Source organism: Roseateles microcysteis, from assembly GCF_036880965.1.
Taxonomy (GTDB): domain Bacteria; phylum Pseudomonadota; class Gammaproteobacteria; order Burkholderiales; family Burkholderiaceae_C; genus JAUASW01.
On the sequence record NZ_JBAJMV010000004.1, the window covers coordinates 366,239 to 390,648 of the forward strand.

Annotated in this window: 24 protein-coding genes; 11 read left to right on the top strand and 13 right to left on the bottom strand. The window is 67.3% G+C overall.

The window, feature by feature from the left end:
- Nucleotides 1-26 precede the first annotated feature (26 nt).
- Nucleotides 27-2,069 carry an acetyl-CoA hydrolase/transferase C-terminal domain-containing protein gene (locus V3596_RS13505; protein ID WP_334278287.1) on the top strand — a complete coding sequence of 681 codons (2,043 nt, stop codon included), beginning with the start codon at nucleotides 27-29 and terminating at the stop codon, nucleotides 2,067-2,069.
- Here V3596_RS13505 and V3596_RS13510 read toward each other — a convergent pair.
- Together V3596_RS13510 and V3596_RS13515 are read right to left on the bottom strand one after the other, a co-directional pair.
- On the bottom strand, nucleotides 2,059-2,997 hold the full coding sequence (locus V3596_RS13510) for a transglutaminase family protein (protein WP_334278288.1): 939 nt from the start codon (nucleotides 2,995-2,997) through the stop codon (nucleotides 2,059-2,061). The two genes, V3596_RS13505 and V3596_RS13510, sit on opposite strands and share 11 nt — an antisense overlap.
- Nucleotides 2,997-5,555 carry a circularly permuted type 2 ATP-grasp protein gene (locus V3596_RS13515; RefSeq protein WP_334278289.1) on the bottom strand — a complete coding sequence of 853 codons (2,559 nt, stop codon included), beginning with the start codon at nucleotides 5,553-5,555 and terminating at the stop codon, nucleotides 2,997-2,999. The genes V3596_RS13510 and V3596_RS13515 overlap by 1 nt, the downstream gene beginning before the upstream one ends.
- Before the next feature lie 52 nt (nucleotides 5,556-5,607).
- Here V3596_RS13515 and V3596_RS13520 point away from each other — a divergent pair, with 52 nt between their 5' ends.
- Both V3596_RS13520 and V3596_RS13525 read left to right on the top strand, forming a co-directional pair.
- Nucleotides 5,608-6,456: a hypothetical protein gene (locus V3596_RS13520; protein WP_334278290.1), complete on the top strand. Its 849-nt coding sequence runs from the start codon at nucleotides 5,608-5,610 to the stop codon at nucleotides 6,454-6,456.
- A gap of 254 nt (nucleotides 6,457-6,710) precedes the next feature.
- Nucleotides 6,711-7,058 (top strand): hypothetical protein, encoded by a 348-nt coding sequence (locus tag V3596_RS13525; RefSeq protein WP_334278291.1) that lies wholly within the window; start codon nucleotides 6,711-6,713, stop codon nucleotides 7,056-7,058.
- Nucleotides 7,059-7,070: 12 nt separating this feature from the next.
- On the opposite strand, the gene chrA is transcribed toward V3596_RS13525, so the two are convergent.
- The 6 genes from chrA to V3596_RS13555 all read right to left on the bottom strand — a co-directional run bounded on the left by chrA (nucleotide 7,071) and on the right by V3596_RS13555 (nucleotide 11,694).
- A complete protein-coding gene (gene chrA / locus V3596_RS13530; RefSeq protein WP_334278292.1) occupies nucleotides 7,071-8,399 on the bottom strand; it encodes a chromate efflux transporter in 1,329 nt (442 codons plus the stop codon).
- Nucleotides 8,400-8,480: 81 nt separating this feature from the next.
- A complete protein-coding gene (locus V3596_RS13535) occupies nucleotides 8,481-8,705 on the bottom strand; it encodes a hypothetical protein (protein ID WP_334278293.1) in 225 nt (74 codons plus the stop codon).
- Nucleotides 8,706-8,971: 266 nt separating this feature from the next.
- Entirely contained in the window at nucleotides 8,972-9,205 is a 234-nt protein-coding gene (locus tag V3596_RS13540; protein ID WP_334278294.1) for a DUF2789 family protein, read from the bottom strand.
- A 29-nt stretch (nucleotides 9,206-9,234) separates the two neighbouring features.
- A complete protein-coding gene (fumC, locus tag V3596_RS13545) occupies nucleotides 9,235-10,623 on the bottom strand; it encodes a class II fumarate hydratase (protein WP_334278295.1) in 1,389 nt (462 codons plus the stop codon).
- A 42-nt stretch (nucleotides 10,624-10,665) separates the two neighbouring features.
- Nucleotides 10,666-11,247 (bottom strand): DUF1003 domain-containing protein, encoded by a 582-nt coding sequence (locus V3596_RS13550; RefSeq protein ID WP_334278296.1) that lies wholly within the window; start codon nucleotides 11,245-11,247, stop codon nucleotides 10,666-10,668.
- A 9-nt stretch (nucleotides 11,248-11,256) separates the two neighbouring features.
- The gene (locus V3596_RS13555; RefSeq protein ID WP_334278297.1) at nucleotides 11,257-11,694 is read right to left on the bottom strand and encodes a hypothetical protein; all 438 of its coding nucleotides are present in this window, start codon (nucleotides 11,692-11,694) and stop codon (nucleotides 11,257-11,259) included.
- A gap of 385 nt (nucleotides 11,695-12,079) precedes the next feature.
- Between V3596_RS13555 and V3596_RS13560 the strand changes: the two genes are divergently transcribed.
- The 3 genes from V3596_RS13560 to V3596_RS13570 all read left to right on the top strand — a co-directional run bounded on the left by V3596_RS13560 (nucleotide 12,080) and on the right by V3596_RS13570 (nucleotide 14,521).
- Entirely contained in the window at nucleotides 12,080-12,289 is a 210-nt protein-coding gene (locus V3596_RS13560) for a hypothetical protein (RefSeq protein ID WP_334278298.1), read from the top strand.
- Nucleotides 12,286-12,747, top strand: a complete 462-nt coding sequence (locus V3596_RS13565; RefSeq protein WP_334278300.1) for a PRC-barrel domain-containing protein — start codon at nucleotides 12,286-12,288, stop codon at nucleotides 12,745-12,747. Before V3596_RS13560 ends, V3596_RS13565 begins: the two co-directional genes overlap by 4 nt.
- Before the next feature lie 151 nt (nucleotides 12,748-12,898).
- Complete coding sequence (locus tag V3596_RS13570) at nucleotides 12,899-14,521, top strand: amidase (RefSeq protein WP_334278301.1); 1,623 nt, start codon at nucleotides 12,899-12,901, stop codon at nucleotides 14,519-14,521.
- 65 nt (nucleotides 14,522-14,586) lie between these two features.
- On the opposite strand, the gene V3596_RS13575 is transcribed toward V3596_RS13570, so the two are convergent.
- Together V3596_RS13575 and V3596_RS13580 are read right to left on the bottom strand one after the other, a co-directional pair.
- Entirely contained in the window at nucleotides 14,587-14,841 is a 255-nt protein-coding gene (locus V3596_RS13575; RefSeq protein ID WP_334278302.1) for a helix-turn-helix transcriptional regulator, read from the bottom strand.
- Nucleotides 14,842-14,870: 29 nt separating this feature from the next.
- Nucleotides 14,871-15,308 carry a helix-turn-helix domain-containing protein gene (locus tag V3596_RS13580; RefSeq protein ID WP_334278303.1) on the bottom strand — a complete coding sequence of 146 codons (438 nt, stop codon included), beginning with the start codon at nucleotides 15,306-15,308 and terminating at the stop codon, nucleotides 14,871-14,873.
- A gap of 82 nt (nucleotides 15,309-15,390) precedes the next feature.
- Between V3596_RS13580 and V3596_RS13585 the strand changes: the two genes are divergently transcribed.
- The 5 genes from V3596_RS13585 to V3596_RS13605 all read left to right on the top strand — a co-directional run bounded on the left by V3596_RS13585 (nucleotide 15,391) and on the right by V3596_RS13605 (nucleotide 18,572).
- Nucleotides 15,391-15,885, top strand: a complete 495-nt coding sequence (locus tag V3596_RS13585; RefSeq protein ID WP_334278304.1) for a DUF2938 domain-containing protein — start codon at nucleotides 15,391-15,393, stop codon at nucleotides 15,883-15,885.
- Nucleotides 15,886-15,911: 26 nt separating this feature from the next.
- Nucleotides 15,912-16,505, top strand: coding sequence for a flavodoxin family protein (locus V3596_RS13590; RefSeq protein WP_334278305.1), 594 nt, complete (start codon nucleotides 15,912-15,914; stop codon nucleotides 16,503-16,505).
- Nucleotides 16,502-16,729 (top strand): DUF2798 domain-containing protein, encoded by a 228-nt coding sequence (locus V3596_RS13595; protein WP_334278306.1) that lies wholly within the window; start codon nucleotides 16,502-16,504, stop codon nucleotides 16,727-16,729. The genes V3596_RS13590 and V3596_RS13595 overlap by 4 nt, the downstream gene beginning before the upstream one ends.
- A gap of 94 nt (nucleotides 16,730-16,823) precedes the next feature.
- Complete coding sequence (locus V3596_RS13600) at nucleotides 16,824-18,056, top strand: M28 family peptidase (RefSeq protein WP_334278307.1); 1,233 nt, start codon at nucleotides 16,824-16,826, stop codon at nucleotides 18,054-18,056.
- A gap of 3 nt (nucleotides 18,057-18,059) precedes the next feature.
- Complete coding sequence (locus V3596_RS13605) at nucleotides 18,060-18,572, top strand: GAF domain-containing protein (RefSeq protein ID WP_416383983.1); 513 nt, start codon at nucleotides 18,060-18,062, stop codon at nucleotides 18,570-18,572.
- A gap of 19 nt (nucleotides 18,573-18,591) precedes the next feature.
- On the opposite strand, the gene V3596_RS13610 is transcribed toward V3596_RS13605, so the two are convergent.
- Genes V3596_RS13610 through V3596_RS13620 form a run of 3 tightly spaced genes read right to left on the bottom strand, consistent with a single transcriptional unit; the run spans nucleotide 18,592 to nucleotide 24,276 of the window.
- Nucleotides 18,592-20,043 (bottom strand): M81 family metallopeptidase, encoded by a 1,452-nt coding sequence (locus V3596_RS13610; protein WP_334278308.1) that lies wholly within the window; start codon nucleotides 20,041-20,043, stop codon nucleotides 18,592-18,594.
- A gap of 12 nt (nucleotides 20,044-20,055) precedes the next feature.
- Nucleotides 20,056-21,990 carry a serine hydrolase domain-containing protein gene (locus V3596_RS13615; RefSeq protein WP_334278309.1) on the bottom strand — a complete coding sequence of 645 codons (1,935 nt, stop codon included), beginning with the start codon at nucleotides 21,988-21,990 and terminating at the stop codon, nucleotides 20,056-20,058.
- Between the two features lie 18 nt (nucleotides 21,991-22,008).
- Nucleotides 22,009-24,276, bottom strand: coding sequence for a TonB-dependent receptor (locus V3596_RS13620; protein ID WP_334278310.1), 2,268 nt, complete (start codon nucleotides 24,274-24,276; stop codon nucleotides 22,009-22,011).
- Nucleotides 24,277-24,410: the final 134 nt, after the last annotated feature.

Here is a 24,410-nt window from a genome sequence, read left to right on the forward strand (position 1 = left end):
ACACTGGTCGGCAGGAGACAACACCCATGAAGCTGAACCACCTCGAAGCCGCCGTTGACGCGGTGCTGGCCCACATTCCCGGCGACATCGTCATGGCGATTCCGCTGGGCCTGGGCAAGCCCAACACCTTCGTCAATGCGCTGTACCGGCGCATCGCCGCCGAACCGAGCCGCCGGCTGACGATCTTCACCGCCCTGTCCCTGCAAAGGCCGGTGGGCCAGAGCGAGCTGGAACAGCATTTCCTCGCGCCGCTGGCCGAGCGCGTGTTCGCCGACTACCCCGACCTGGACTATGTGAAAGCGCTGCGAGGCAGCGGCCTGCCGCCCAATATCCGGGTGCATGAGTTCTTCATGAAGACCGGCGACTACCTCGGCAACGACGCAGCGCAGCAGGGCTTCGTCTGCACCAACTACAGCTTCGTGGTGCGCGACATGATGGCGCAAGGCGTCAACCTGATTGCACAGGCGGTGGCCGAGCGCGACGGTACGCTCTCGCTGTCCTGCAACCCCGACCTGACGCTGGACCTGATCGAGCAGCTGCGCGCCGCCAACCGGCCCCTGCTGTGCATCGCGGCCATCAATCGCGAGCTGCCTTTCATGCCGGGCGAAGCCGTCGCCGGGCCTGCCACTTTCGATCTCGTGATCGACTGCCCGGCCAGCAGCCATGCCTTGTTTGCACCGCCCAACGCAGCCATCGGCTGGGCCGACCATGCGATCGGCCTGCATGCCTCCAGCCTGGTGGTGGATGGTGGCACCCTGCAGATCGGCATCGGCTCGCTGGGCGACGCCATCGCCAATGCCCTGATCGTGCGCGACCGCAGCGGCGAGGCCTACCAGCGCATGCTGGCCGCCCTCTGCCCCGACGGCCTGCAGGGCCGCGAACTCGGCAGCTTCACGCAGGGTCTTTACGGCTGCTCGGAGATGTTCGTCAACGGCTTCATGCGATTGATCGACGCCGGGCTCGTGCGACGCCGTGTCTTCATGGACCCGCTCCTGCAGGCGCTCTCCAACGAGGGACGTCTGGGCGAAAAGCCCGGCCCCGGCTTGCTGGCCCTGCTGCTCGAGCGCGGCCGCATCGCCTGGCCGCTGCGCCCGACAGACCTGCACTGGCTGCGCCGCTTCGGCATCGTCAAGCCCGATGCCCTGCCGCTCGACCTGGACGACAGCCAGGCGCTGGGTGATCACTGGCTGAACGCGCCCATCATGCATGGCGGCTTCTTCCTCGGCCCGCGCGACTTCTACCAGCGCCTGCGCGAGCTGCCGGAAGGGCTGCGCGAACAGATCTCGATGACGCGCATCTCCTTCATCAACGAGCTCTACGGCGACGGCATTGCCGACGAAGCCCTGAAGCGTGCCCAGCGCCGCCAGGCCCGGCTGATGAACACGACGATGAAGGTGACGCTGCTCGGCGCGGCCTCGTCCGACGGACTGGCCTCGGGCCAGATGGTCTCCGGCGTGGGCGGCCAGTACAACTTCGTGGCCATGGGCCATGCGCTCAAGGATGCACGCTCCTGCCTGATGCTGCGCGCCACGCATGACAACGCCCACGGCCTGACAAGCAGCATCGTCTGGGACTATGCCAACTGCACGATACCGCGGCACCTGCGCGACATCGTCATCACCGAATACGGCGTCGCCGACCTGCGCGGCCAGAACGATGAAGAAGTGGTGCGACGCCTCCTGAACGTGGCCGACTCGCGCTTCCAGGACCAGCTCATGGCCGAGGCCAAGGCCCATGGCAAGCTGTCGGCCGACTACCGCATTCCGGCGCCGTACCAGAACAACCGGCCCGAGATGCTGCGCGACACATTGAGGCCCTGGCGCAACGAGGGTCTGCTCGGCGACTTCCCCTTCGGCACCGACCTGGACGAGGACGAGCTCAAGATCGTGCGGGCACTCAAGAAGCTCAAGCACGCCAGCCATCATCCGGCCGAGTTGCTGCCAATGATCTTCCAGGGCCTCACCGGCGAGCGGCCGGTGCCGCCAGCCTATCTGGAGCGCCTCGGGCTGGACCAGGCCCACAGCTTCAAGGACCTGTTCCTGCGCCGGCTGTTCGCCGTCAATCTCTAGCGGCGTCCAGCGGCTCGACCGTCACCGAGGCCTGCGGCTGCGCCTGGCCGCCGCCGCGTATCACGCCGCGCAGCGGCGCCACGTCGGCATAGTCACGGCCCCACGCCAAGGTCACGTGATCGAGCGCTGCAGCGACATTGTTGGTCGGGTCCAGCGCCAGCCAGCCCTGCTGCGGACACCAGACCTGCACCCAGGCATGCGAGGCATCCGCTCCGATCAGGCGCGGCTGCCCTGGCGGCGGCAGCGTCAGCAGATAGCCACTCACATAGCGCGCCGCCAGGCCCAGTGAGCGGCAGGCCGCGATCATCAGGTGCGCGAAGTCCTGGCAGACGCCCTGCCCCAGCGCCAGCACCTGGTCGGCTCGGGTGCCGACATCGGTGCTCATCGGCAGATAACGGAATTCGCGGTGGATCTGGCTCATCAAGGCCTGCGCAGAAGCCGCCAGGGGCTGCCCCGGCAAGAAGGCGCGGCGGGCAAATGCAGCCAGCGCGGCATCGGGCTTGGCCAGCGGCGAGGCCAGCGCGAACTCGGCCGCCTCCAGCGGTGCGCCACCACTGCGGTAGCGCAAGGTCTCGGCCACCTGCTCCCACGGCGGGCTGCTCTCGGCCCACAGCTGCGGCAGCGGCGGCGCCAGCAGCCCGGCTTCGAAAAGGCTCGTGACCTGCAGCCGCTCATGCGGGCCATCATGGCCAAACAGCAGCCGGCCATTGCCCCAGGGGTCGCGGCTCATCGCCAGCGGCGGCGGTTCGTCCGTGGCCCACAGGGCGGGTCGCGGGCTGACCTGCAAATGCCAGCCGCGCACCGCCTGCCACGGCGTTTCGCGCGGCAGCAAGCAGGCCAGGTGATGCGCCAGCTCGACCGGCGCACCGTAGTGGTAAACCGTGTCGTGTCGCACCCGCAGCCAGCGGCGCTGATCGTTGCCGCCCATCATTGCCACACCCGGTGGTCCAGCGTGCCGACGTGCGCGAAGAAGCGCCGCGAGATGGCCAGCGACAGCGCACGTGCCTCGTTGCCGCAATCTCGCAGCAAGGCAGCCAGCATGGCGGGCTGACCCAGTTGCTCGAGCAGGAACTGGTCGGGCCGCGGCAAGGCGGCCACCGCGCCCTCGGCCCAGGCCTGCTCATGGCGGGCCAGCTTCAAGAGCCGCTCGCGCAAGGTGCGCGCCACCCAGGCCAGGGAGCGCGGGTTGTCGCCGTCGAGCACCAGCAACTGCAAGAGCGGCAGGAGCTCGCGCCGCGCCTGGAAGCGCGCCCGGTAGGTGATGGTTGAATCGAACAGGCCCAGCAGCAAGGCGAAGCCTTCGTCATGCTGGGTCAAGTCATGCTCGAGGCCCAAGGCCAGTGCGCCGGCGAGGAAGTCGAGCCGCTCGATCTGGCGGCCCACGCTGAGCAGGCGCCAGCCGTCGTCGCGCGTCATGCGGTCGGTCTGCGCGCCGGTGATCGCGGCCAGGTGGGTGGCTGCCCGGCCGAGCAGGCCCAGCACATCGGCCAGCGGCTCGGCACTGCCGCTGGCGAGCACAGCGGCCAGGTGCTCGCGGAAATGCTCGCCCACTTCATGGATCAATTGCCAATGCTCGCCCGAGAGCCTTTCGCGCAGGGCCTGGCCGCTGCTCGCCAGCGACTGCAGGTTCCAGGCCACGCTGTGCGCACCGCCCAGCTCGCCCAGCGCCTGAATCAGGCGCTGCTCGAAAGCGAGCGCATCGCCGTCCTGAACAAAATCCAGGGGCAGCAGACCTTGCTGGCGGCACAGCCGCGCCAGCATTCGCAAGAGGTCTGGCGATGCCGCGTTGCGCTGCACCGCGGCCAATGTCTCCAGGCTCAGGCGGGCCAGGCGCACGCTGTTCTCGGCCCGCTCGGCGTAGCGGCCCAGCCAGAACAGGTTCTCGGCCGCACGGCTGCTGACGCGGCGCTGCATCTGCGTCAGCTCCTCGGCCGTGAGCGGCCGCGGCAGCAGGCTGCTGCGGTCCACCGGGCCCTCGGTCTGCACCCAGACATCGGCGCTGGCGCTGCCTTCGCGGATCGACAGCCAGGCATCCGCGCCACCTTCGCCACGGCTCGCCACACGCGCCAGCCCGCCAGGCAGCATCTTCCAGCCTCCCAGGCCATCGGCCATCGCATAGACGCGCAGCACCGCCGGTCGAGGCTCCAGCGCGCCATCGCGCCAGACCGGCGTCTCCGAAGGCCGCAGCCGCGTCAGCAGGGTGTGGGCGGCCGGGTCGGCTTCGACACGGCGCTGCACCTCGGCAAGAGCGGCCGCGTCCAGGCCCGCCAGCACCTGTGGCTTGAAGCTTTGCGTGCAGTCGCTGGCCGGGAAGCTCGGCGCCAGCACGAACTCTCTCAACTGTTCGCGGCAACGCTGCCAGACCGATTGCTCGCCACACCACCAGGCAGTTGCGGCCGGGAGCTTCAATTCTTCGCCCAGCAGCGCCTGGCAGACGCCGGGCCAGAAGGCCGCGAGACCGGGGCTTTCCAGCCAGCCGGCGCCGGGCGCATTGGCCATCACCAGGCCGCCGACCCGCAGCGCCTGCAAGAGGCCGGGCACGCCGAGGATGGAGTCCCCACGCAGCTCCAGCGGATCGACATACTCGTCGTCGACCCGGCGCAGCAGCACATGGATGCGTTCCAGGCCATGCAGGGTCTTCAGGAAGAGCTGGTCGGAGCGCACCGTCAGGTCGCTCGCTTCCACCAGGCTCAGGCCCAGGTGGCGGGCCAGGAAGGCCTGCTCGAAATAGGTTTCGCTCAAGGGGCCGGGCGTCAGGAGCGCCACATGCGAGCGTTCGCCGGCCGGCGACAAGCGCATCAGCCCCTGGACGAACGATTGAAAGGCCGTGCCCAGGCGCTGGACCGACAGCTCGCGGAAGGCTTCCGGGAACTGCTGCGACACGATCAGCCGGTTCTCCAGCAGGTATCCCAGGCCCGAGGGCGCCTGGCAACGCTGGCCGACGACCCACCAGCCGCCGTCCGGCCCGCGCGCCAGGTCCACCGCCAGCAGGTGCAGGAACACGCCACCCGGCGGCCGGCAGCCATGCATGGGCCGAAGGTAGTGCGGATGGGCCAGCACCAGCGAGGCGGGCAACTGACCATGGCTCAGGAGACGCTGCTCGCCATAGACATCGCTCAGCACCCCGTTGAGCAGGCGCGCGCGCTGCAGCACGCCGGCTTCGATATGCCGCCAGTCTTCGCTGCCTATCAGAAGCGGCAAAAGCTCCAGCGGCCAGTCGCGCGCGGCATCCCCTTCCGGGCTGTGGATGTTGTGGCTGGCACCGTCCTCGTGGATGCGCCGCTGCACGCGCTCCGCGCGGTGCGGCAGGTCCGCCCATTGCGAGGCACCGCCGGCGGCGAAGAAGCGCTGCCAGGCCTCACTGAAAGCCGTGCCGGCACCGGCGTTGCCGGTCAGGACCTGGCGCAGCTCGTCGAAATGCCCGAGGTCGCCGCTGCGGGCGGCGGCTTGCAGGAGCGCGTTGAGAGCGTCGGGGTGCTGGATCACCCTCGCATGATGCCTGGGGCGGACACCAGCGTCGTTGCGAGAATGCCCCACCATGCATCTTGTCGCCCTCTTGTTCGCCTGCCTGCTGACAGGCGCATGCACCTTGATGGCGCAGCCCCTGGCCGATTTCCGGCGCTCGCCGCATTTCGATGAGCAAGTGCTGGAGCAAACCCTCGAAGGTGGCGTCCGCCTGCTCTACAACGCCCCGGCCCGCATGGACCCGTCACGGCCCACCCGCTTGATCGCCTACGCTCTGCCCAACGGCAACAGCATCGAGCAGACCCTGGGCGCCAGGCTGCAGCCGGGCATGGACTGGCACTACGACATCCAGCACATAGGCGCCCAGGCGCGCCGGCTGCGCGAGCTCAATGCCCGCGAGAACCTGGTGCTGGTGCTGATGGAAGCCGAAGGCCGCTCCTGGCCGGCCTGGCGGCGCGCGCATGCGGACGCCAATGCACGCATCGCACAGCTGATGGCCCGCCTGGCCGCGCCGCTGCCAGGCCGGGTGAGCATCGATCTGATGGCGCACAGCGGTGGCGGCGGCCTGATCTTCGGGCTGATGGAGCAGGGGCAGATACCCGCGTCCGTCGAGCGCATCGCCCTGATCGACGCCAACTACAACTTCGAGGCCGCGGCCGGCCATGGCCAGCGCCTGCTCGACTGGTTGAACGGCGATGCCGAGCGTCGGCTGATCGTGTTGGCCTACGATGATCGCAAGATCGCACTGGACGGGAAGCCCGTGGTTGGGCCCACCGGCGGCACCTGGCGCGCCTCGCACCGCATGCTGGAGTTCTTCTCGCCGCGACTCGCCATGCAGCGCGAGGAAGATGCCGACTGGCTGCGCCTGAACACCGCCGACCGCCGCCTCGCCTTCTTCCTGCACAAGAACCCCGAGAACTAGATCCTTCACACCCGCCTGGTCGGCGAGATGAACGGGCTGCTGCATGCGGCCTCGCTGGGCCGGCCGGAAGAAGGCAGCTGGGGGCGCTTGGGCGGACCGCGGGCCTTCGAGACCTGGGTGCAGCCCAACCCCTGACTTGCAATTGGATACATCCCCTCCCGCACAAGCCTATAGGCTCAGGCGCATCGTCATCACGCCAGCTTGTGGGAATCAGGGAGATGAAGGCGCTAGCGAGAATCTGGGCACCTGCAGCCATGGCTCTGGCCTTGGCGGGCTGCGCGAGCACGCCGACGACAGACCCGGCAACTTCGATACAGAAGGCGACGCCAACGTCGTCACAGCAACAGGTAGACGCGTCCCGCCAGGCCGAGTTCGACAAGAGCCTGGCCGCCTGGCGCGGCGCACCGGTACAGGAACTGCGCGCCAAGCTGGGCGCGCCGTCGGCCGTGCATGCGCAGCGAGACGGCTCCAGCATCTACGTCTACACCAAGTCAGCCAAGCTGGCCGGTGCCAACGGGCCGGTCGATTTCCAGTGCGTGGTTCGCTATCTGATCGATGGCCGCAGCCAGCGGGTCAGCGGCATGGAAGTCGAGGGCTGCTGAGGACTTCCTCGATCACAGCAGTTGTTGCAGCGCCAGGCCGGCCAGGCCTGAGCCCAGCACCACCTGGATCACGCCGCGCTTGAAGCGGAACAGCGCCAGCGCAGCGGCCAGCCCGATGGCTGCCGCGCCCCATTCAAAACGCCCGCCCAGGCCCTGCGGCCACAGCACGTGGTACGCAAAGAACAGCGCCAGGTTCAGGATGACGCCGACCACGGCTGCGGTGATGGCCGTCAAGGGCGCGGTGAACTGCAGCTTCCCGTGCGTGCTCTCGATGAAGGGGCCGCCCAGCAGGATGAAGTAGAAGGACGGCAGGAAGGTGAAGAAGGTGACCACGCTGGCCGCCACCGCGCCGGCCAGCAGCAAGGACTCGGGGCCGAACAAGGCCTTGCTCCAGCCGCCGACGAAACCGACAAAGGACACGACCATGATCAGCGGCCCCGGCGTGGTTTCGCCCAAGGCCAGGCCGTCGATCATCTGCGGCGCCGTGACCCAACCGAACTGCTCGACCGCGCCCTGGTAGACATAAGGCAGCACGGCATAGGCGCCGCCAAAGGTCAGCAAGGCGGCCTTGGTAAAGAACCAGGCCATCTGCGTCAGAACCGCATCCCAGCCGCAGGCCAGGGTCAGGACGCCGAACGCTGCGCCCCAGAGCCCCGCGAAGACGATCACCACCCGGCGAACGCGCGCCCAGCTGAAGCGCGCATGGGCCGGCGTGGGCGTGTCGTCGTCGATCACCGCCGGCCCGCAGCTGGCCTTGGCAGCGCCATGCCCGCCACCGCCGCGAAAGACCTCGGGCCTCCATCGGCCGCCGAAGAAGCCGAGCAGGCCCGCGAGCAGCACGATCAAGGGGAATGGCACGTGCCAGGTAAAGATGGCCACGAAGGAAGCCGCCGCCATCGCCCACAGCCAGGCGTTCTTCAAGGCCCGTGAGCCAATGCGCCATGCCGCATGCAGGACCAGGGCCGTCACCGCCGGCTTGAGCCCAAAGAAGATGCCAGCGATCACCGGCACCTGGCCCCAGGCCATGTAGACCCAGGACAGCGCGATCAGGATGAACAGCGAGGGCAGGACGAACAGCACGCCGGCCACGATGCCGCCCCAAGTGCGGTGCATCAGCCAGCCGATGTAGGTGGCCAGCTGCTGCGCCTCCGGGCCGGGCAGGACCATGCAGTAGTTCAGGGCATGGAGAAAGCGGTTCTCCGAGATCCAGCGGCGGCGCTCGACCAGTTCCTCGTGCATCACGGCGATCTGGCCGGCCGGCCCGCCAAAGCTGATGAAGCCGAGCTTGAGCCAGAAGCGAAGCGCTTGGGCGCGGCTGGGGCCGCTGGGTCGTCCATCCATGGCGCGGCTGGGAACGGAGGAAGGGGACCGCGAATATCTCATGCCCGAGGCAGACGGCTGCACGGACCCGGCCCGTGCGGCTCAGGCAGGCACAGGCACGGGCCTCCAGCACAGGCGCGCGCCAAGCTCGCTAAGGGCGAGCACGCCACCGATCTGGGTCAGCCAAGCCAGGGCCAGGTAGTCGGCCAGATAGCCCGTGGGCAGGCGCAATACCAGACCGTCCGCGAGGCAGCGGGCGGCTTCAGGCAATTCGCGGTACAGGCCTTGGCGGCGGGTCTCGCCAGCGCGCGCGAGGCGCGGAATCACTGGCCGGCCGCCTTGCCGGACCACAGCAGACTGCGACGGTGCACGACAGACGGCATCAACCCGGCCTGCAACTCAGCACCCGGCGGGGCTGGCACGGGCCGCAGCGGGCCTATGTCTCGGGCCATCGGCCATGCGGGTATGGCATCGCCGCTCAGCAGTCGGTCCTTGAATTTTTGAGGTTTGGTCATCAGGTGGCGGTGAAAGGCCCAGCATGTCATTGCACCGGAGTCACGTATGTGCGCTGGCATACGGCGGCCGCGCTCGACTCAGGCGCTCAGCGCCCGATTCAGTTCCTCGATTGCCCCCACCCACACCGCATCACGCGCCATGCCCTCGCGCAGGAACTGGGCCTGGTGCTCATCCCAGAACGCGGCATCGCACAGCAACTGGCCCGCCGGCAAAGGCCGGTGCTCGCGGATGAAGTGGTCCATTTCGGCCGGCGAATCGGGCAAACCCAGTTGCTGAAACAACTCGGCGCCGGTGTAGAACGATGCTTCCATGGGGATTCCTTTCAAGGCACTGCAGGCATTCACTGCGGTCGCAGCATCAGCCGCGCATCGACCCAGCGATCAAACTCGTCGGCACTGACGCCGCCCACGCTGAGCGCCGCCTCGCGCAGGCTGCTGCCGTTGGCATGCGCATGCTTGGCTATCAGTGCCGCGCGGTCGTAGCCGATGTGCGGGGTCAGCGCGGTCACCAGCATCAGCGAGCTCTCTAGCAAGGCCTGAACGCGCGCAGCGTCGACTTCTATGCCTTCGACACAATGCTCGCGGAAGCTGTTCATCGCGTCGCCCAGCAGGCGCAGGCTGTCCAGCAGGTTGGCGGCAATCAAGGGCTTGTAGACATTGAGCTCGAACTGGCCCTGACTGGCCGCAAGAGACACGGCCAGGTCATGGCCCATCACCTGGATACAGACCATGGTCAGCGCCTCGACCTGGGTCGGATTGACCTTGCCCGGCATGATGGAGCTGCCCGGCTCATTGGCCGGCAGGCGCAGCTCGCCCAAGCCCGCGCGCGGGCCACTGCCCATCAGGCGGATGTCGTTGGCGATCTTGGTCAGGGCGACGGCCAGGGTCTTGAGCCCGCCATGCAGGGCCACCAGAGGCTCGTGGCCGGCCATGGCCGCGAACAGATTGTCGGCCACCTTGAAGGGATGACCCAGGCGCTGGGCCAGCTTGTGCGCCGCGCGAGCCGCGAACTCGGGATGGGTGTTGAGCCCCGTGCCCACGGCCGTGCCGCCGATGGCCAGGGAATGCACGGCCGGCAGCGCGTGGCGCAGCGATTGCTCGGCAATGCTCAGCTGGGCCGCATAGCCTCCGAACTCCTGGCCCAGGGTCACCGGCGTGGCGTCCTGCAGGTGGGTGCGGCCCATCTTGATCGTGCCGGCAAAGGCTTGCGCCTTGGCCTGCAGCGCGGCGCGCAGATCGGCCAGCGCGGCCAGCAGCGGCGTGCTCGCCAGCACGGCGGCCACATGCATGGCCGTGGGGAAGATGTCGTTGGACGACTGGCCGAGGTTGACCTCGTCGTTGGGATGCACGCTGCGCTGCGAACCGAGGCCGCCGCCCAGGGCCTGCGAGGCCAGGCTGGCGATCACCTCGTTCACGTTCATGTGGCTTTGCGTGCCCGAGCCGGTCTGCCAGACCGAGAGCGGGAACTGAGCGTCGAACTCGCCGGCCGCCACGCGCGCCGCCACCGCCGCAATCACCTCGGCCTTGACCGGATCCAGGAGGCCCAGCTCGCCGTTGGTCTCGGCGGCGGCCCGCTTGATCTCGGCCAGCGCATGGATGAGGGCCAGCGGCATGGTCTGCTCGCCGATGGCAAAGAAGCGCCGGCTGCGCTCGGTCTGCGCGGCCCACAGGGCATTTCCGGAGACCTCGATGCGGCCGAAGCTGTCGGTTTCGATACGGGTGGCTGACATGGGGCTGGTTCGGTAGTCACGGTCGGGGCTAGTTTGAACCCGCTAGCGCCAGGCCGCCAGGCCAGGCACTCGGCCGGCCTGGCCCGTCGCCTGCAATCCGGCCAGCAGCTCCAGCTGCTCCTTCTGCATGGCCAGCAGCTCAAGCCATTGCTGCTCGCGCAACTGGTCGAGCTTGTCGTGCAGCAGCATGATCTCCAGCTCGGCCTTCAGATTGACTTCGTAGTCGTGCTCGGCGCTCTGCCGGTCCTTCTCGGACTGGCGGTTCTGCGACATCAGGATGATGGGCGCCTGCACCGCCGCCAGCATCGACAGGAAGAGGTTGAGCAGGATGTAGGGATAGGGGTCGAAGCTCTTGCCCTGTCGCGCCACCAGCCACGCATTCAACCCGACCCAGGCAAGCAGGGTCGCGGCAAACAGGCCCACAAAGGTCCAGGATCCGCCGAAGGAAGCCACTGCATCGGCAGCCCTTTGGCCTCTTGTCGGCGCCGGTTCCGGCTGGCCCAGGTTGCGGGCGATCTGCTTGCGCGTGGCGATGTGCCGTGCCACCTTCTGCGCCGCCTGCGGCAGGCTCTCATAGGGTGCGCCCATCAGCGCGGCAGCAATGTCGGTGGGCTTGCGGCTCATCGCGGCTCGCTAGCCGGGACCCGGGCCGGAGGCGGGCGCCTTGGGCGGCGCTGCTGCCGGCTCTCGTGTCACCAGCTCACGATAGATGCCACCGCTGTTCACGTCTCCTGTGGTGCTGCCCTGGCCGCGCATGCGGGCCTCGCAATCGCGGCGCTCATCCTTCGGCAGCGGCAGGCAGCGGCGCAGGGCATTGCGCAGGTAGGTCTCGGCCTTGGCCTGGCTGAGCCCGCCGTGCAGAGCCTCCTGATAGGCCGCATCGGCCTCGCGCAAGCAGGTCACCCGCGGCTGCGGGCTGTTGCCGCTGGTGCAGACGGCGCGCTCGCGCCTGTGCAGGGCTTGCATCTCTGCCAGGGTGTCGGCGGACGCTGGAATCGCCGCGGCAATGCAGAGCAGCAGCGGCAAGCAGCGCAGGGCTGTGCGTGCGCCTGGTTTGGTTTGGGACGACATGCGGACCTCCGGTCTGGCACCATGCGGTGATGGGCATGGCTGCTTTTAGAACGGTGGCAAGCGGCGGTCTGTTCGCCAGCGAACCGATAGCGGCTCCGTCGACGCCTATGGTGACCCCACTCGGTGCCGGCTCCAATGCGAGCCCCACAGCCACCCGCATGGGAGCTTGGGCCCCGGCGGTGCCGAGTCCACCGGAGACGGCCATGATCCATGTGCACGATCGAGATCCCGATGCTTCGCGCCCCCATGCCGACTTGCCGGCCCGCCGGGAGCACGCTGAGCCGGCGGACAAGCATGAGACGTCACCACCTGTGTTCGTCATCGCACCGACATGCACCGGCACCGACGCTAGCGTGAGCACCGACAGGTCCAACCAAGGAATCCCATGAAACTCATGCAAACGCTAGCCCTATTGTTCGGTGGCCTGAGCCTGCTCGGCTGCGAGCGCCCAGTCCCACCCGCACCGGTCGTAGTGATGGTGCCTGGCCCGGCCGGCTCCGCAGGCGCTGATGGCCAGAAGGGCGAGACCGGCAAGCCTGGTGACAACACGACCATCGTCGTGCTGCCGCCGCCCGCATCAGGCCCGACGCAGTGAACGCGCCCAACCACACCGAAACGGAAACCACCATGAACTACGAGGACCGCGACACCTTCGGCATCTACAAGATCAACAAGCTGCAAAGCCTCGGGCCCACAACCCACCATGGCCCGGGCCCCCATCTGATGGGCGCCAACACCCTGATCGGCAACGAGGTCTACAACAAGGATGCCGAGAACCTCGGGGACATCAAGGAGATCATGCTGGACATGCGCAACGGTCGCGTCAGCTATGCGGTACTGTCTTTTGGCGGCGTGCTAGGCCTGGGCGAGAAGCTCTTCGCCGTCCCCTGGTCAGCGCTGCGCCTGGACACGGTGCGCAAGTGCTTTGTACTTCATGTCAGCAAGGACAGGCTGCGGACCGCGCCGGGCTTCGACAAGAACAAGTGGCCCGACATGGCAGACCGTGAATGGGAGATGGGCATCCACGCCTACTACGGCACCAAGTTCGAGTAGGTGAGGCGGCAGCCCGGGCCGCGTGGTGATCCGGGCATCGCAGGCCGTCATGGGCCTGCGTGGAAATTTGCTTGCTCCCTCTCGGGCTCATGGTCGGTGCGTTTGTCTCGGACACAATCCACCGCTCCATGACAGGCCTGAGAGGCGTTTTGTGAGCACCCAACTGAACCGGAGAAGTTTTGCGGCGGCAGCCGCCACCCTCGGGGCCGGTCTGGCCTCTTCCACGGCTGCGGCTGCCACGGCGGCCAACGCACCGCCACTCGGCGTGCTGGACAAGCTGGACGTGGCTGCACTGCAAGCCGCCATGAGCGCCGGCCGACTGAGCGCGGTGGAGCTGACGCGGCACTGCCTCAAGCGCATCGAGGCCTTGAACCTGCGCGGCCCCCAGCTGCGTGCCGTGATCGAGCTGAACCCCGATGCCCTCGCCCAGGCCCGCGCGCTCGACGCACACAGGCGCCACAAGAAGTCCCCGCAAGTGCGCGGCCCCTTGCACGGCATCCCGGTGCTTCTCAAGGACAACATCGCCACCGCCGACAAGATGAGCACGACGGCCGGCTCGCTCGCCCTGGCCGGCCTTCACGCGCAGCGAGACGCGCACATCGTCGAGCGGCTGCGCGCGGCGGGCGCCGTCATTCTCGGCAAGACCAATCTCAGCGAATGGGCAAACATCCGCAGCAACCGCTCCAGCAGCGGCTGGAGCAGCCGCGGTGGCCAGACCCGCAACCCGCATGTGCTGAACCGCAGCCCCAGCGGCTCTAGCTCCGGCTCGGCAGTCGCGGCGGCAGCTCATCTCGCGCCTTTGACCGTGGGCACCGAGACCGATGGCTCGATCTGCTCGCCGGCCCAGGCCTGCGGCGTGGTCGGCTTCAAGCCGACGGTGGGCCTGGTGAGCCGCTCCGGCATCATCCCGATCTCTGCCAGCCAGGACACGGCCGGCCCCATCGTCCGCCATGTGCGCGACGCCGCCCTGCTCCTGCAAGCGATGGCGGGCACTGACCCGACCGACCCGGTCACGCTCACGCAGGCAGCCACGCTGCCCGACTTCACGGCCGGCCTGCAGCCCGATGCCTTGCAAGGCAAGCGCATCGGCGTCATCCGCGCCGCCGTGCCGAACCAGCCGGCCGTTGCGGCGCTGTTCGAGAAGGCGCTGGCGACGCTGCGCGAGCAAGGGGCCGTGCTGATCGACCCGATGGTGATTCCGAACTACGCCGAGGCCCGCCGCGGCGAGTTCACCGTGCTGATCCACGAACTCAAGGATGGCGTGGCCAAGTACCTGGCCGCCTACCAGAGCGACGCGCCGGTGAAGACGCTGGCCGACGTGATCGCCTGGAACAAGGCCCATGCGGAGCAGGCCATGCCCTTCTTCGCGCAGGAAACCCTGGAGGCCGCAGTAGCAACGCAGGGCATCGAGGCGCCAGGCTACGTGGAAGCACTGGCCAACTGCCGCCGGCTGTCTCGCGCGGAGGGCATCGATGCGATGTTTGCCGAACACAAGCTCGATGCCATCGTCGGCCCGACGGGCAACATTGCCTGGCCGATCGACCACCTGCTCGGCGACCGTTTCACCGGCGGCGGCTTCGGTTCGATGTTCGCAATTGCCGGCTATCCGCACCTCACCGTGCCCATGGGCATGGTGGGCGGACTGCCCGTCGGTATCTCGTTTGCTGCGCAAGCCTGGCAGGACGCCCGCGTACTCGCCCTGGGCCATGCCTTCGAGCAAGCCAGCCCGCATCTGCAGGCGCCGCGGTATCTGCAGGAAACCGGCTTGAACTGAAGGTCGAACGAGGACGCTGCGACCGGCTCGAACCCGCGCTGCCTCCTGCGATTCGAGGCGCAGACCTAGGCTTGCGATGGCGGAAGCTGCACGGCAACGCCGTACAGCGCCAGCAGGCCCATCACATGGCCGATCGCCACGCCCGGCTCGCCCGATTCGATGCGGCCTATGGTCTGCACATGAACGCCCAGGCGCGCGGCAGCGGCAGCCTGACCCTCGCCTGCCTTCAGGCGCGCCTGCCTGGCGGCCGCCCCCAGCTCGGTGATCAAGCGGAGGGCGTCGTCGCTGATTTCCACGGAAATTCTCTTGCCTTGTGCCATGGCGCGATTCTCGCCTCAGGTGCTGGGGGTCAGGTCTTGCGGCCGGCCGGCTTCAGGGCCCGGCCCTGGCGCTGGCGGTCCAGCGCGCCCGAGGCAGCGGCCTTCAAGAGGCCCTGGAAGGTCGGGCACTGCGCATGGCTGGGCGCCGGGCAGGCGGCTGCGTGGCGCAGGCCGCGGCTCATCGCCCGCAAGTGCCTGATCGTCAGGTCGATCTCATCGGCCTTGGCGGCGAGCAGTTGCCTGTCGATAGTGGGCTGCCCCTTGGGCGAGAGCATGGCGTGCACCTCGTCCAGCGAAAGCCCGGCCGCCTGGCCCAGGGCGATCAGCGCCAACTGGTCGAGCACGGAGGGTGCGAACTGGCGGCGCACGCCCTCCGGCCCCAGCGAGGAAATCAGCCCCCGCTTCTCGTAGTAGCGCAGCGTCGATGCGGGCACGCCCGCGCGCCGGGCGACTTCGGCGATGTCCATGCAGAAACCTCTTGACTTGAAGTTGACTTCAACTTGCATAGTGGCTTCACGACCTCTCCAAGTCAAGCAGCAAAGGCCCGCCATGACATCGCTCCACGACCTCGTTCGCATCGCCCTGATCGGCATCGGCGCCACCGCCGTGCTGGACCTCTGGCTCGTCATCCTCAAGCGATTCGGCGTGCCGACGCAGAGCTTTGCCTTCATCGGCCGCTGGGCCGGGCATCTCTTGCGAGGCCGCTTCGCCCATGCAGCGATAGCGCGCGCCGATCCGATTGCCGGCGAGCTGGCCTGGGGCTGGTTGCTGCACTACGCGGTGGGCATCGCCTTCGCTGTGCTGCTGATGCTGGTTCAGGGCGTGGCATGGATCGAAGCGCCGCGCCTGTTGCCAGCCGTGCTGGTCGGCGCCGGCACGGTCGTGATGCCGCTGCTGGTGATGCAGCCCGCCATGGGCGCCGGCGTTGCTTCGTCGAAGACCGCAACGCCGATCAGGAACTGCCTGCGCAGCCTGACCAACCACACGGTGTTCGGCTTCGGCCTCTATCTCGCCGCCCTCGTCCTCACGCGCATCGCGCAGTGAGCATTCATTCCAACTGGAGTTCACTCATGAAGACCCAAAAACTCGCCGTCATCTATCACAGTGCTCACGGTCACACCGAGCACATCGCCAGCCAAGTCGCCGAAGGTGCGCGCAGCGCATCGGGTGCCGAGGTGCACCTGATCAAGGCTGAAGAGCTCGCCGCCAGGCCTGACGATCTGCTCGCCTTCGACGGTTTCATCCTCGGATCGCCAACCTATCTCGGCGGCGTCTCCGCTCCGTTCAAGAGCTTCATGGACGCCACCGGAAAACTCTGGCGCATGCAGGCCCTGAAAGACAAGCTGGCCGCCGGCTTCACCGTGTCTTCGCTGCCCTCGGGTGACAAGCAATCGACTCTGACGTCGATGTTCGTGTTCGCCATGCAGCACGGCATGCTGTGGGTGGGCAACCCCATCCTGCCGGAGCAGCACCGCGGCGTGCCCTACGAGGAGGCAGCCAATCGGCTCGGCTCCTGGTCCGGGCTGATGGCACAGGCCGGCCATGCATCACCCGCCGATTCCTTTGTGCCAGGGGATGTGAAGACGGCACGCATGTTCGGCCGGCATTTCGCCCAGACGCTGGCGCGTGTGGGCAGCCCGGCCCTGGAAGGAGCATCGCAATGATCGACAAGAAATACAGCCCGCTCCTGTTCGGCCTCATCCTCTCGGGCCTGATGTCGATGCTGGTCTCCGGCCTCTCGACCTGGCGTGCTCTGGGGCTCTCGCACCAATTCGCCGGCCAATGGGCGTCGGCCTGGCTGATTGCCTGGCTCGTGGCTTTTCCGGCCGTGCTCGTGATGGCGCCGCTGGCACGCAAGCTGGTCGAGCGGCTGACGGCAGCACGCTAGCCGCACGGGCGGATGCCCGCATCGCCTATGCTGAACGGTGCCCGAAAACTACTCATGCGGATGTATTGCAATGACCCGTCAAGCGCTTCGCCCCTTGGTCCTAGTTTCCCTGGCCTTCAGCGCAGCGGCTGCTTCGGCTCAAGCGCCGACGGCTGAGGCGCCCGATCCGATCAGCGGCCTGGTCAAGCAGCTGGAGCTGGAGAAGTACAAGGCCACGATCAAGGGCCTGACTCAGTTCGGCGATCGCCGCCAGGGCACCGAACGCAACCGCAAGGCGCTGGACTGGATCGAGGCGCAATTGAAGTCCTACGGTTGCACGAACACCGAGCGACTGCAATTCCAGTTCACCGAACCGGCCAGGCGCACCCCGGCCGCACCGCGGCAGCCGCTGGCCGGTGGCCCCGCGGGCCCGGGCGGCAGCACCCTGTTTGGCAAGCGCGCGCCCACTGGCGTGAACAACGACCCGCTGGCCCAAACCGACGAACGGCTGCGCGCACTGAACGCGGAGCCAACGCCCGAGGGCACCTCGCTGCGCGAGAACGTCTATTGCACCAAGGTCGGTACGAGCCGGCCCGATGAGATGTATATCGTCGGCGCACACATGGATGGAATCGGCTGGGGCGAGGCAGCGAACGACAACGGCTCCGGCACCGCCCTGGTGATGGAGCTCGCCCGCATCTTCAGCCAGCCTGGCGTGGAGACCGAACGCTCGATCCGGTTCGTGCTCTGGAACAACGAAGAGACCGGACTGAACGGCGCCTATGCCTATGTCGCCCAGCGCAAGGAGCTGCAAGGCATCGAGTCGCCCAAGGGCTCGGGCAAGTACCCCGAACCCAAATGGCTGGGCATGATCCAGCACGACATGATGATGTTCGACCATGGCATGCCAGTGCCCAAGCTAGATGCGGCAGGCAAGCCGGTGCTCGATGCCAAGGGTCAGCCGGTCTACGTCGCGCCCAAGGAGCAGCGCGCCGAGGCCGACGTCAACATCGAGTACCAGTCCACGGCCAAGTTCGCCGAGGGTGCGGCCAGGCTGGCCTGGCACTTCCGCGCCGCCAACGACAGGTACGCGACGAACTATCCGGCAGCCGTGGGCTTTCACATGACCAACACCGACTCCACGCCCTTCATGGACCATGTGCCGGCAATCTCGCTGCGCGAGAACGAGCGCGGCCAGCAGATCGGTGCCGGCTGGAATCCGCACTGGCACCAGCCGACCGACCTGTACTCGTCCTATTCAGACAAGGACTTCCTGCTCGGGCTCAATGCCGCGCAGACGACGCTGGCCGCGATTGCCCAGTTGACCGGCGTGAAGGTGAGAAACTGAGGCATGAGCTTCGATCCGATTTCCTCGCTGGACATGTCTACCCCTGCCACCAAGCAGGAGGCCTACAAGCTGCTGCTTGCGCAGACCGAATCCCTCTTGCACGGCGAGCGCGACTGGCTGGCCAACCTGGCGCAGTTTGCTGCCCTGGTCTACGGCGCCGTGCCCGACCTGAACTGGGCAGGCTTCTACATGACCCGCGCAGACGCTGAAGAGCTGGTGCTGGGCCCCTTCCAGGGCAAGGTGGCCTGTGTGCGCATTGCCTTCAGTCGCGGAGTCTGCGGTGCCTGCGCGCGTAGCCAACAGGTGCAACTGGTCGAAGACGTGCATGCCTTCCCGGGCCATATCGCCTGCGATGCAGCATCACGCTCGGAGCTGGTGCTGCCCGTCGTCGTGGGCGGCAAGCTGCGCGCCGTGTTCGACCTCGACAGCCCGCTGCCGGCCCGCTTCACCAGCGATGACGCCCGTGGCTTCGAAGCTGCGCTGGCGGTGCTGGTCGAGGGGACGGACTGGCCTTGAGGAGCCGGCGCTGTGCCGTTCAGGCGGCGTCCAGCGGCCACAGCGGCCGTTGCAGGCGCCGGTACGGCAGCTCGCCGAGATTCACGCGCAGGCTGCCCGGCGTGTCGGCATAGAAGGTGGCGCTGCTCAGTGCATCGAAGCCGGCGCGGAAATGCTGGGTGGACTTGACCACCACCAGGCGCTTCGCCGTCAGATCGACACCCATCTCGGTGAAGCAGTCCGGCGAAAACACCTGCTGGCGAAGGCTGTTCAGCACCACGTCCACCCCGCCGATGCGCAGCGCCACTGCGACGCCCAGCGGGTCGCGCGAGCCGGGCACCAGGCCGGCCTGCGTCGCGTCATGGCGGCAGGCCAGCACTTGTACTTCGACGTCCAGCGGGTCGCCGGACATCGGACCAACCTTGCCCCCAACTCGCATCGACAGCCGCGCGCCCACACCCGCGGACATCGCGATGGCCACGGCCTGCGGGTCCCAGATCATGCCCAGCGCGACGTCTTGCACATCGCGCTCCAGCAGGGCGCGCAAGATGAAGGTCGAATCACAGGCGGCGCCTCCGCCTGGGTTGTCTGCGCTGTCGGCGAGCACCACGAGACCCGGCCCTGAACTCAAGGCCGCATCGAGGGCTGCGTCCATGGGCATGCGCGGGCTGCTGGCGCGTTCGCGCAAGGCGTAGAACTGCCGCGCCAGCTGGTCGACCAGCCCCTCGGCATGCACTTCGGCTTGCGAATAGGCCAGCAGGGCTGCGCCGGTGAACTCGGTGTCCGACCATGGGAAGCCGTGCAGCGCCGACACGGTGCAGATACCCTCCTGCTTCTCTGCCGCATGCAGCTCCTGCACGAACTCGCGCATCGGCGACACCGTGGTGCCGAAGATGCCCACCATGGGCACGCGCTGCCATTGCGCCCGCAAACGCAGCTCGCCGCGCGCCATGCGCCTCAAGAGCCCGTGCAACTCGACGCCGCGTTCCGCGTAGTCGATGTGCGGATATTCCTTGCAGGCGATCAGCACCGCGCCCGAGTCCACCATCGCCGGGCTCAGGTTGCAGTGCAGATCGAGCAGCGCGCCGACTGGCACATCAGGGCCGACCAGCGCGCGCACGGCCTGCAAGAGGTCGCCTTCGCAATCAGGGTAGCCCTCGGCGAGCATTGCGCCATGAAGCGCCAGCAGCACCGCATCTACGGGCATCGCCGCCTTCAGGTCGGACAGAAGATCAGCTCGCAGCGCTTCGTAGTCGTGGCGCGGCAAGGGGCCCGAAGGCTCGGCCTGCGCGAACAAGCCGGGCAGCAACAGGTCCCCCTGCTCCCGCGCGGCCTGCAAGGCGCCGCCGAACACCGGCTGCTCCACGAGTCGCTCCAGCGCCCGCTCTTCGCCGCACCGTACCAGCACGCCTTCGCGGAAGGACTGCAGGCTGGTGGGCAACGGCGAAAAGCTGTTGGTTTCGTGGACGAGGCCGGCGAGGAAGAGGCGCACTGTCGGTCTGGCTCAATACCATTGGTTGAAGCTGATCATGTGATGGCTCCATCCCATGATCACGAGGATCGCGAACGATAGCAGCCACAGCACTGAAAGCGCTCGCGCCCATTTGCTTGCCGATGAACCCGCCTGGAACACCGTGCGCACGTGCCAGGCCGACGCCAGCAAGCCACCCACAAATGCCAGGAGCGTCACGAGCTGAGACAGCGGCAGCAGCACGCTGGTGTCGTCCAGGTTTTCCAGGCAGACGACGGTCGCCGTCCACAGACCCAGCGCAACGAGCACCAGCACGCTGGCGACACGAACCGCGCTCACGCTGCGAGCCGGCTTGGCCACCCCGTGCTGACGACGCAAGGTCGCGACCAGCGGCCAGAGCAGCGCGGTTGCGGCGGTCACAGACATTGCGACGCACAGCAGCAGCAAGGCGAGCGGACTGGCCAGTGCCGGCACCGGCTCGAAGACGAAGGCGAAGGCATAGGGCTCCATCGCCCAGCGCGTGATCTTGCCGTTCTCCATCAGCGCCTGGATGCGGCGCTTGCCCTTCTCTTCTTCCCACAGCAAGGGCTTCACCTCGCGGAACACGCTGCGTGCGCCAGCGAGGTCGACCGCGATGCGGCCGTCAGCCAGGGCCTCGACCTTCAAGGGGCTCAGGAGTTGCAGGAGCGAGAGAAAGGTTGAATCCTCGCGGCGCGATGTGCGGTGCGCGCCTGCAATCAGCTGCGAATGCGCCTTGGCCGTGGCTTCATCCACCTGCGGCTTGGACACTGGGCGGGTGTCTGGCAGATAACGATCCGCAAAGCCCTCGAACACGCGATCACGCAGCCACTTGCCCATGCCACGCTCGCCACTGGCATTGAACGAGACATAGAGACCGATGCCCTTGTCGACGAACAGGGCCAGGTCGGTGTGGAACAGCACCGTGTCGCCGCCGTGGCCGAACGCGCGGTGGCCGTTGATGTCCTGCTGATAGAACCCCAGGCCGATGCCCGCCACGTCGGGCAGCGGGCGCGTCACTTGCGTGAACATCTGCTTGAGCGTCTCGGCCTTGAGCACCTGCGCGTCACCCAGCTTGCCCTGGTTGAGCATGGCCATCATGAAGCGGCCCATGTCTTCGCCAGGCGAAGAAAGGCTGCCGGCCGGCGGCATGCTGATCACTTCGAAGCCGGCACCCGCCTTGTCCTGGCTGAAGTAGCCGACCGACATCTGGCTCTTCAGCGCCGCCGGCAAGGGCTGGCGGAAGGTCGAGCTCTTCATGCCCAGCGGATGCAGGACCTTCTGCTCGATGTAGTCGTCAAAGCTCAGGCCACTGAGACGCTCGACGATGTAGCCGGCCAGCGCGGTGGCGTAGTTCGAATAGCCGGGCGTGCTGCCGGGCTCATAGACATAGGGCGGCACATAGCCCTTGAGCACGGCGCCAAGATCGGGCGCCTTGTCCGAGTAGGTCAGCAGGTCGCGCGCCGTCTCTTCCAGGCCGGTCGTGTGCGTCATCACATGGCGCAGGGTCAGCGCCTTGCCACTCTTGTGGGCCGGGATCTTGAAATCGAGGTATTTGTTCAGGTCGGCATCGAGGTCGAGCTTGCCCTGCTCCACCTGCTGCATCACCGCCACCCAGGTGAACAGCTTGGAAACCGAGCCGGGACGGAACAGCGTGCGCTGCGCATCAACCGGCACGCTCTTCTCCCAGTCGGCCCAGCCATAGCCTTTTTGCACCAGCACCTGGCCGTCCTTGACCAGGACGACCACGGCGCCGGGCACGCGAGCGGTGCGCAGGGCAGCGGGCATCAAGCCATCGAGCCAGGCTTCCGCGTCGACGGCACTGAGCGGCGTCCCGGCCGCTGCGCCGGGCGCAGCAGGCGCGGCGGGCGCGGTCTGCGCCAGCACGGGCTGCAGCAGGCCGGTGCACAGCGCCAGCACGCCAAGGGTTCTCTTGAAAATCGTAGTCATGAAGATCTTCGCGTTGCTTTAGAAACTGAAGCTCAGGTTCGCACCTACGGTGCGCGGCGTTGCCACGGTGGCATTCAGCGGCAGGCCGAAAGCGGTCAGCGCGGAATTGGCGCTCAGGATGGCACGCTTGTTCGTCAGGTTGCGCACAAAGGTCGAGAGCTGCCAGCCGCCGAGGTCCAGGCCCCATTGCGCATCCACCAGCGTGTAGGCCGGCTGGCTGAACTGCGGCAGCGAGGTGCCGGGCATGTCGTAACCGGCGTTGCGCTGGCCGACGTGGCGAACATTCAGGCCGGCATAGGACTCATGCCCCGCCAGTGGGAACGCATAGCGCAGGCCCAGCGTGTAGGCGAGCTTGGCAGTATTGGCCAGGCGCGTGCCCGGCGGGCCCAGGTCGGGCGCTTCCTTGCTGAGGGTCGGGTCGGTGTAGGCCAGACCGCCGTTCAGGTTCCAATGCTCGTCCACCTTGTAGCGAACCGAGAGCTCGGCGCCTCGCACATGCGCCTCGCCGGCGTTGACGACGATGGTGCTGATGCCCAGCGCCTTGGGCTGCTGCAGGCCGCTCCAGCGGATGTCGTAAAGCGCTGCTTCGACGTTCAGACGCTTGTCCAGCAGGTCGCCCTTGTAGCCAAGTTCGTAGCTCCACAGCGTGTCAGGCCCGAAGGAGCGCGGCGTGTTGGGAATCGGTTGCAAGCTGCCATCGAGCGCCGGCGGGTTCGGGCCGCCGGGGCGATAGCCACTGGCCGCGCGGAAGTAGACATTGCTCTGCTTGTCCAGCGCATAGCGCAGGGTGCCGAGATAGGTGGTCGAGCTGTCTTCGCTGGTACCGACAAAGTCCAGCGGTGGCGAACCTTCGATGCCGTAGACCTGCTGGTTGCGCGCCACGCGGGCGCCGAGAGTCAGCGACCAGGCCGAGTTGAAGTTCCAGGTCAGGTCGCCATAGAAGGCCTGCTCGCGGTACTGCGAAGGCTGGCCATTGCTCTGCAGGTCCATATTGCCGGCGCCGGCCAGCTTGGCCCAGAGCAGCTGGCCGACGCGGCCGACTTCCTTGTCGCGGTAGTAGCCCAGCAACCATTCCACCGTGCCCCGCGGCGAGGTCAGGCGCAGCTCCTGGGTCTGCTTGCGCAGGCTGATCGCGTTGTCGAGCACCACGTAGTCGAAGGCCGGGTTGTTGCCGAGCAAGGGGGTCGCGTCCTGCCCGGTACCGCTGTTGAAGCGCTGCGTCGAAGCGATCGCATTGAAGCGGGCCCAGCCGAAGTCGTACTCGAAATCGGCCGAGGTCAGGCGCGTCTTGGTGGTGTAGGGCTCAAGCGTGGCCAGTGTGCGCGTCAGGTCGCCGTACACCGGCTGGCCGCTCGTGATGTCGTAGTCGATGCCATTGAGGCTGTTGCGCTGAATCTCTTGCGAGGCGGCCGACAGGCGCAATTTCATCTTCGTCGTCGGCTCGATCAGCACCGACACCCGTGCGCCGCGCGTGTCGCCATCGTTCACATGCTCGCCCGCGGCCTTGCCCACCGCCTTGATATAGCCGCCTTCGTGGTCGTTGAAGGCAGCCACGCGGATGGCTGCCACATCCTGGCTCAAAGGGACATTGAGCACCATATTCTCGGTATGGCCGACGCCGCCGCCCTGCGTGCTGCGAACACCCAGGCCGACCTTGCCGGAGAAACGGCTGCTGTCTGGCTCATTGGTCACGTACTTGAGCAGACCACCCATCGCGCCAGCGCCGTAGAGCGTGCCTTGCGGTCCGCGCAGCAGCTCGATGTGATGCAGGTCCAGCAGCGACATTTCCAGCGCGGTGGAACCGCCAAACACGAAGGCGCTGCTGGAACCGAAGGCGACTTCGTCGACATAGACACCCACCGTGGCGATGTGCTGCTCGCCCACGCTGACACCGCGCATCGTGACCGTGCCGCGGCCCGGGCCCGCATCTGCCTTCACATCCACGCCGGGCAGGCTGCCGATGCTGTCGGTCAGCGAGACGGCGCCCATGCGCTCCAGGTTCTCGACCGACAGTGTTTCGACGCGCAACGGCACATCGCGCACCGGCTCACGGCGGCGGGTGGCGAAGACGGTCACGGTGTCAAGCTGCTCGCGCTTCTCGGCAGCAGCCTCCTTGGTCTTGTCCTGGCCTTCGGCCGCCTTGGCGGCCTGGGCCGGTTGCGCCTGGGCATGGGACACAGGTGCATTCAGCGTTGCCAGGCCGGCTGCCACCAGGATGGCCAGGCGGCTGAGGGCCGGTGCCGCAGGAGCGGTGCTCTTGCCGGCGCGATGAGTTGACGGGCGCATAGACTCTCCAATTCCGAAGTGGAGGAATGATCGCTGTATTTTTCTATTTTGGAAAGTTTTTTCCAAACAGGGCAATCCCTAAGCAAAATTGCCGCAATTGCTTTTCCTAGGGAATAGTCGGGAGCCAGGTCTTG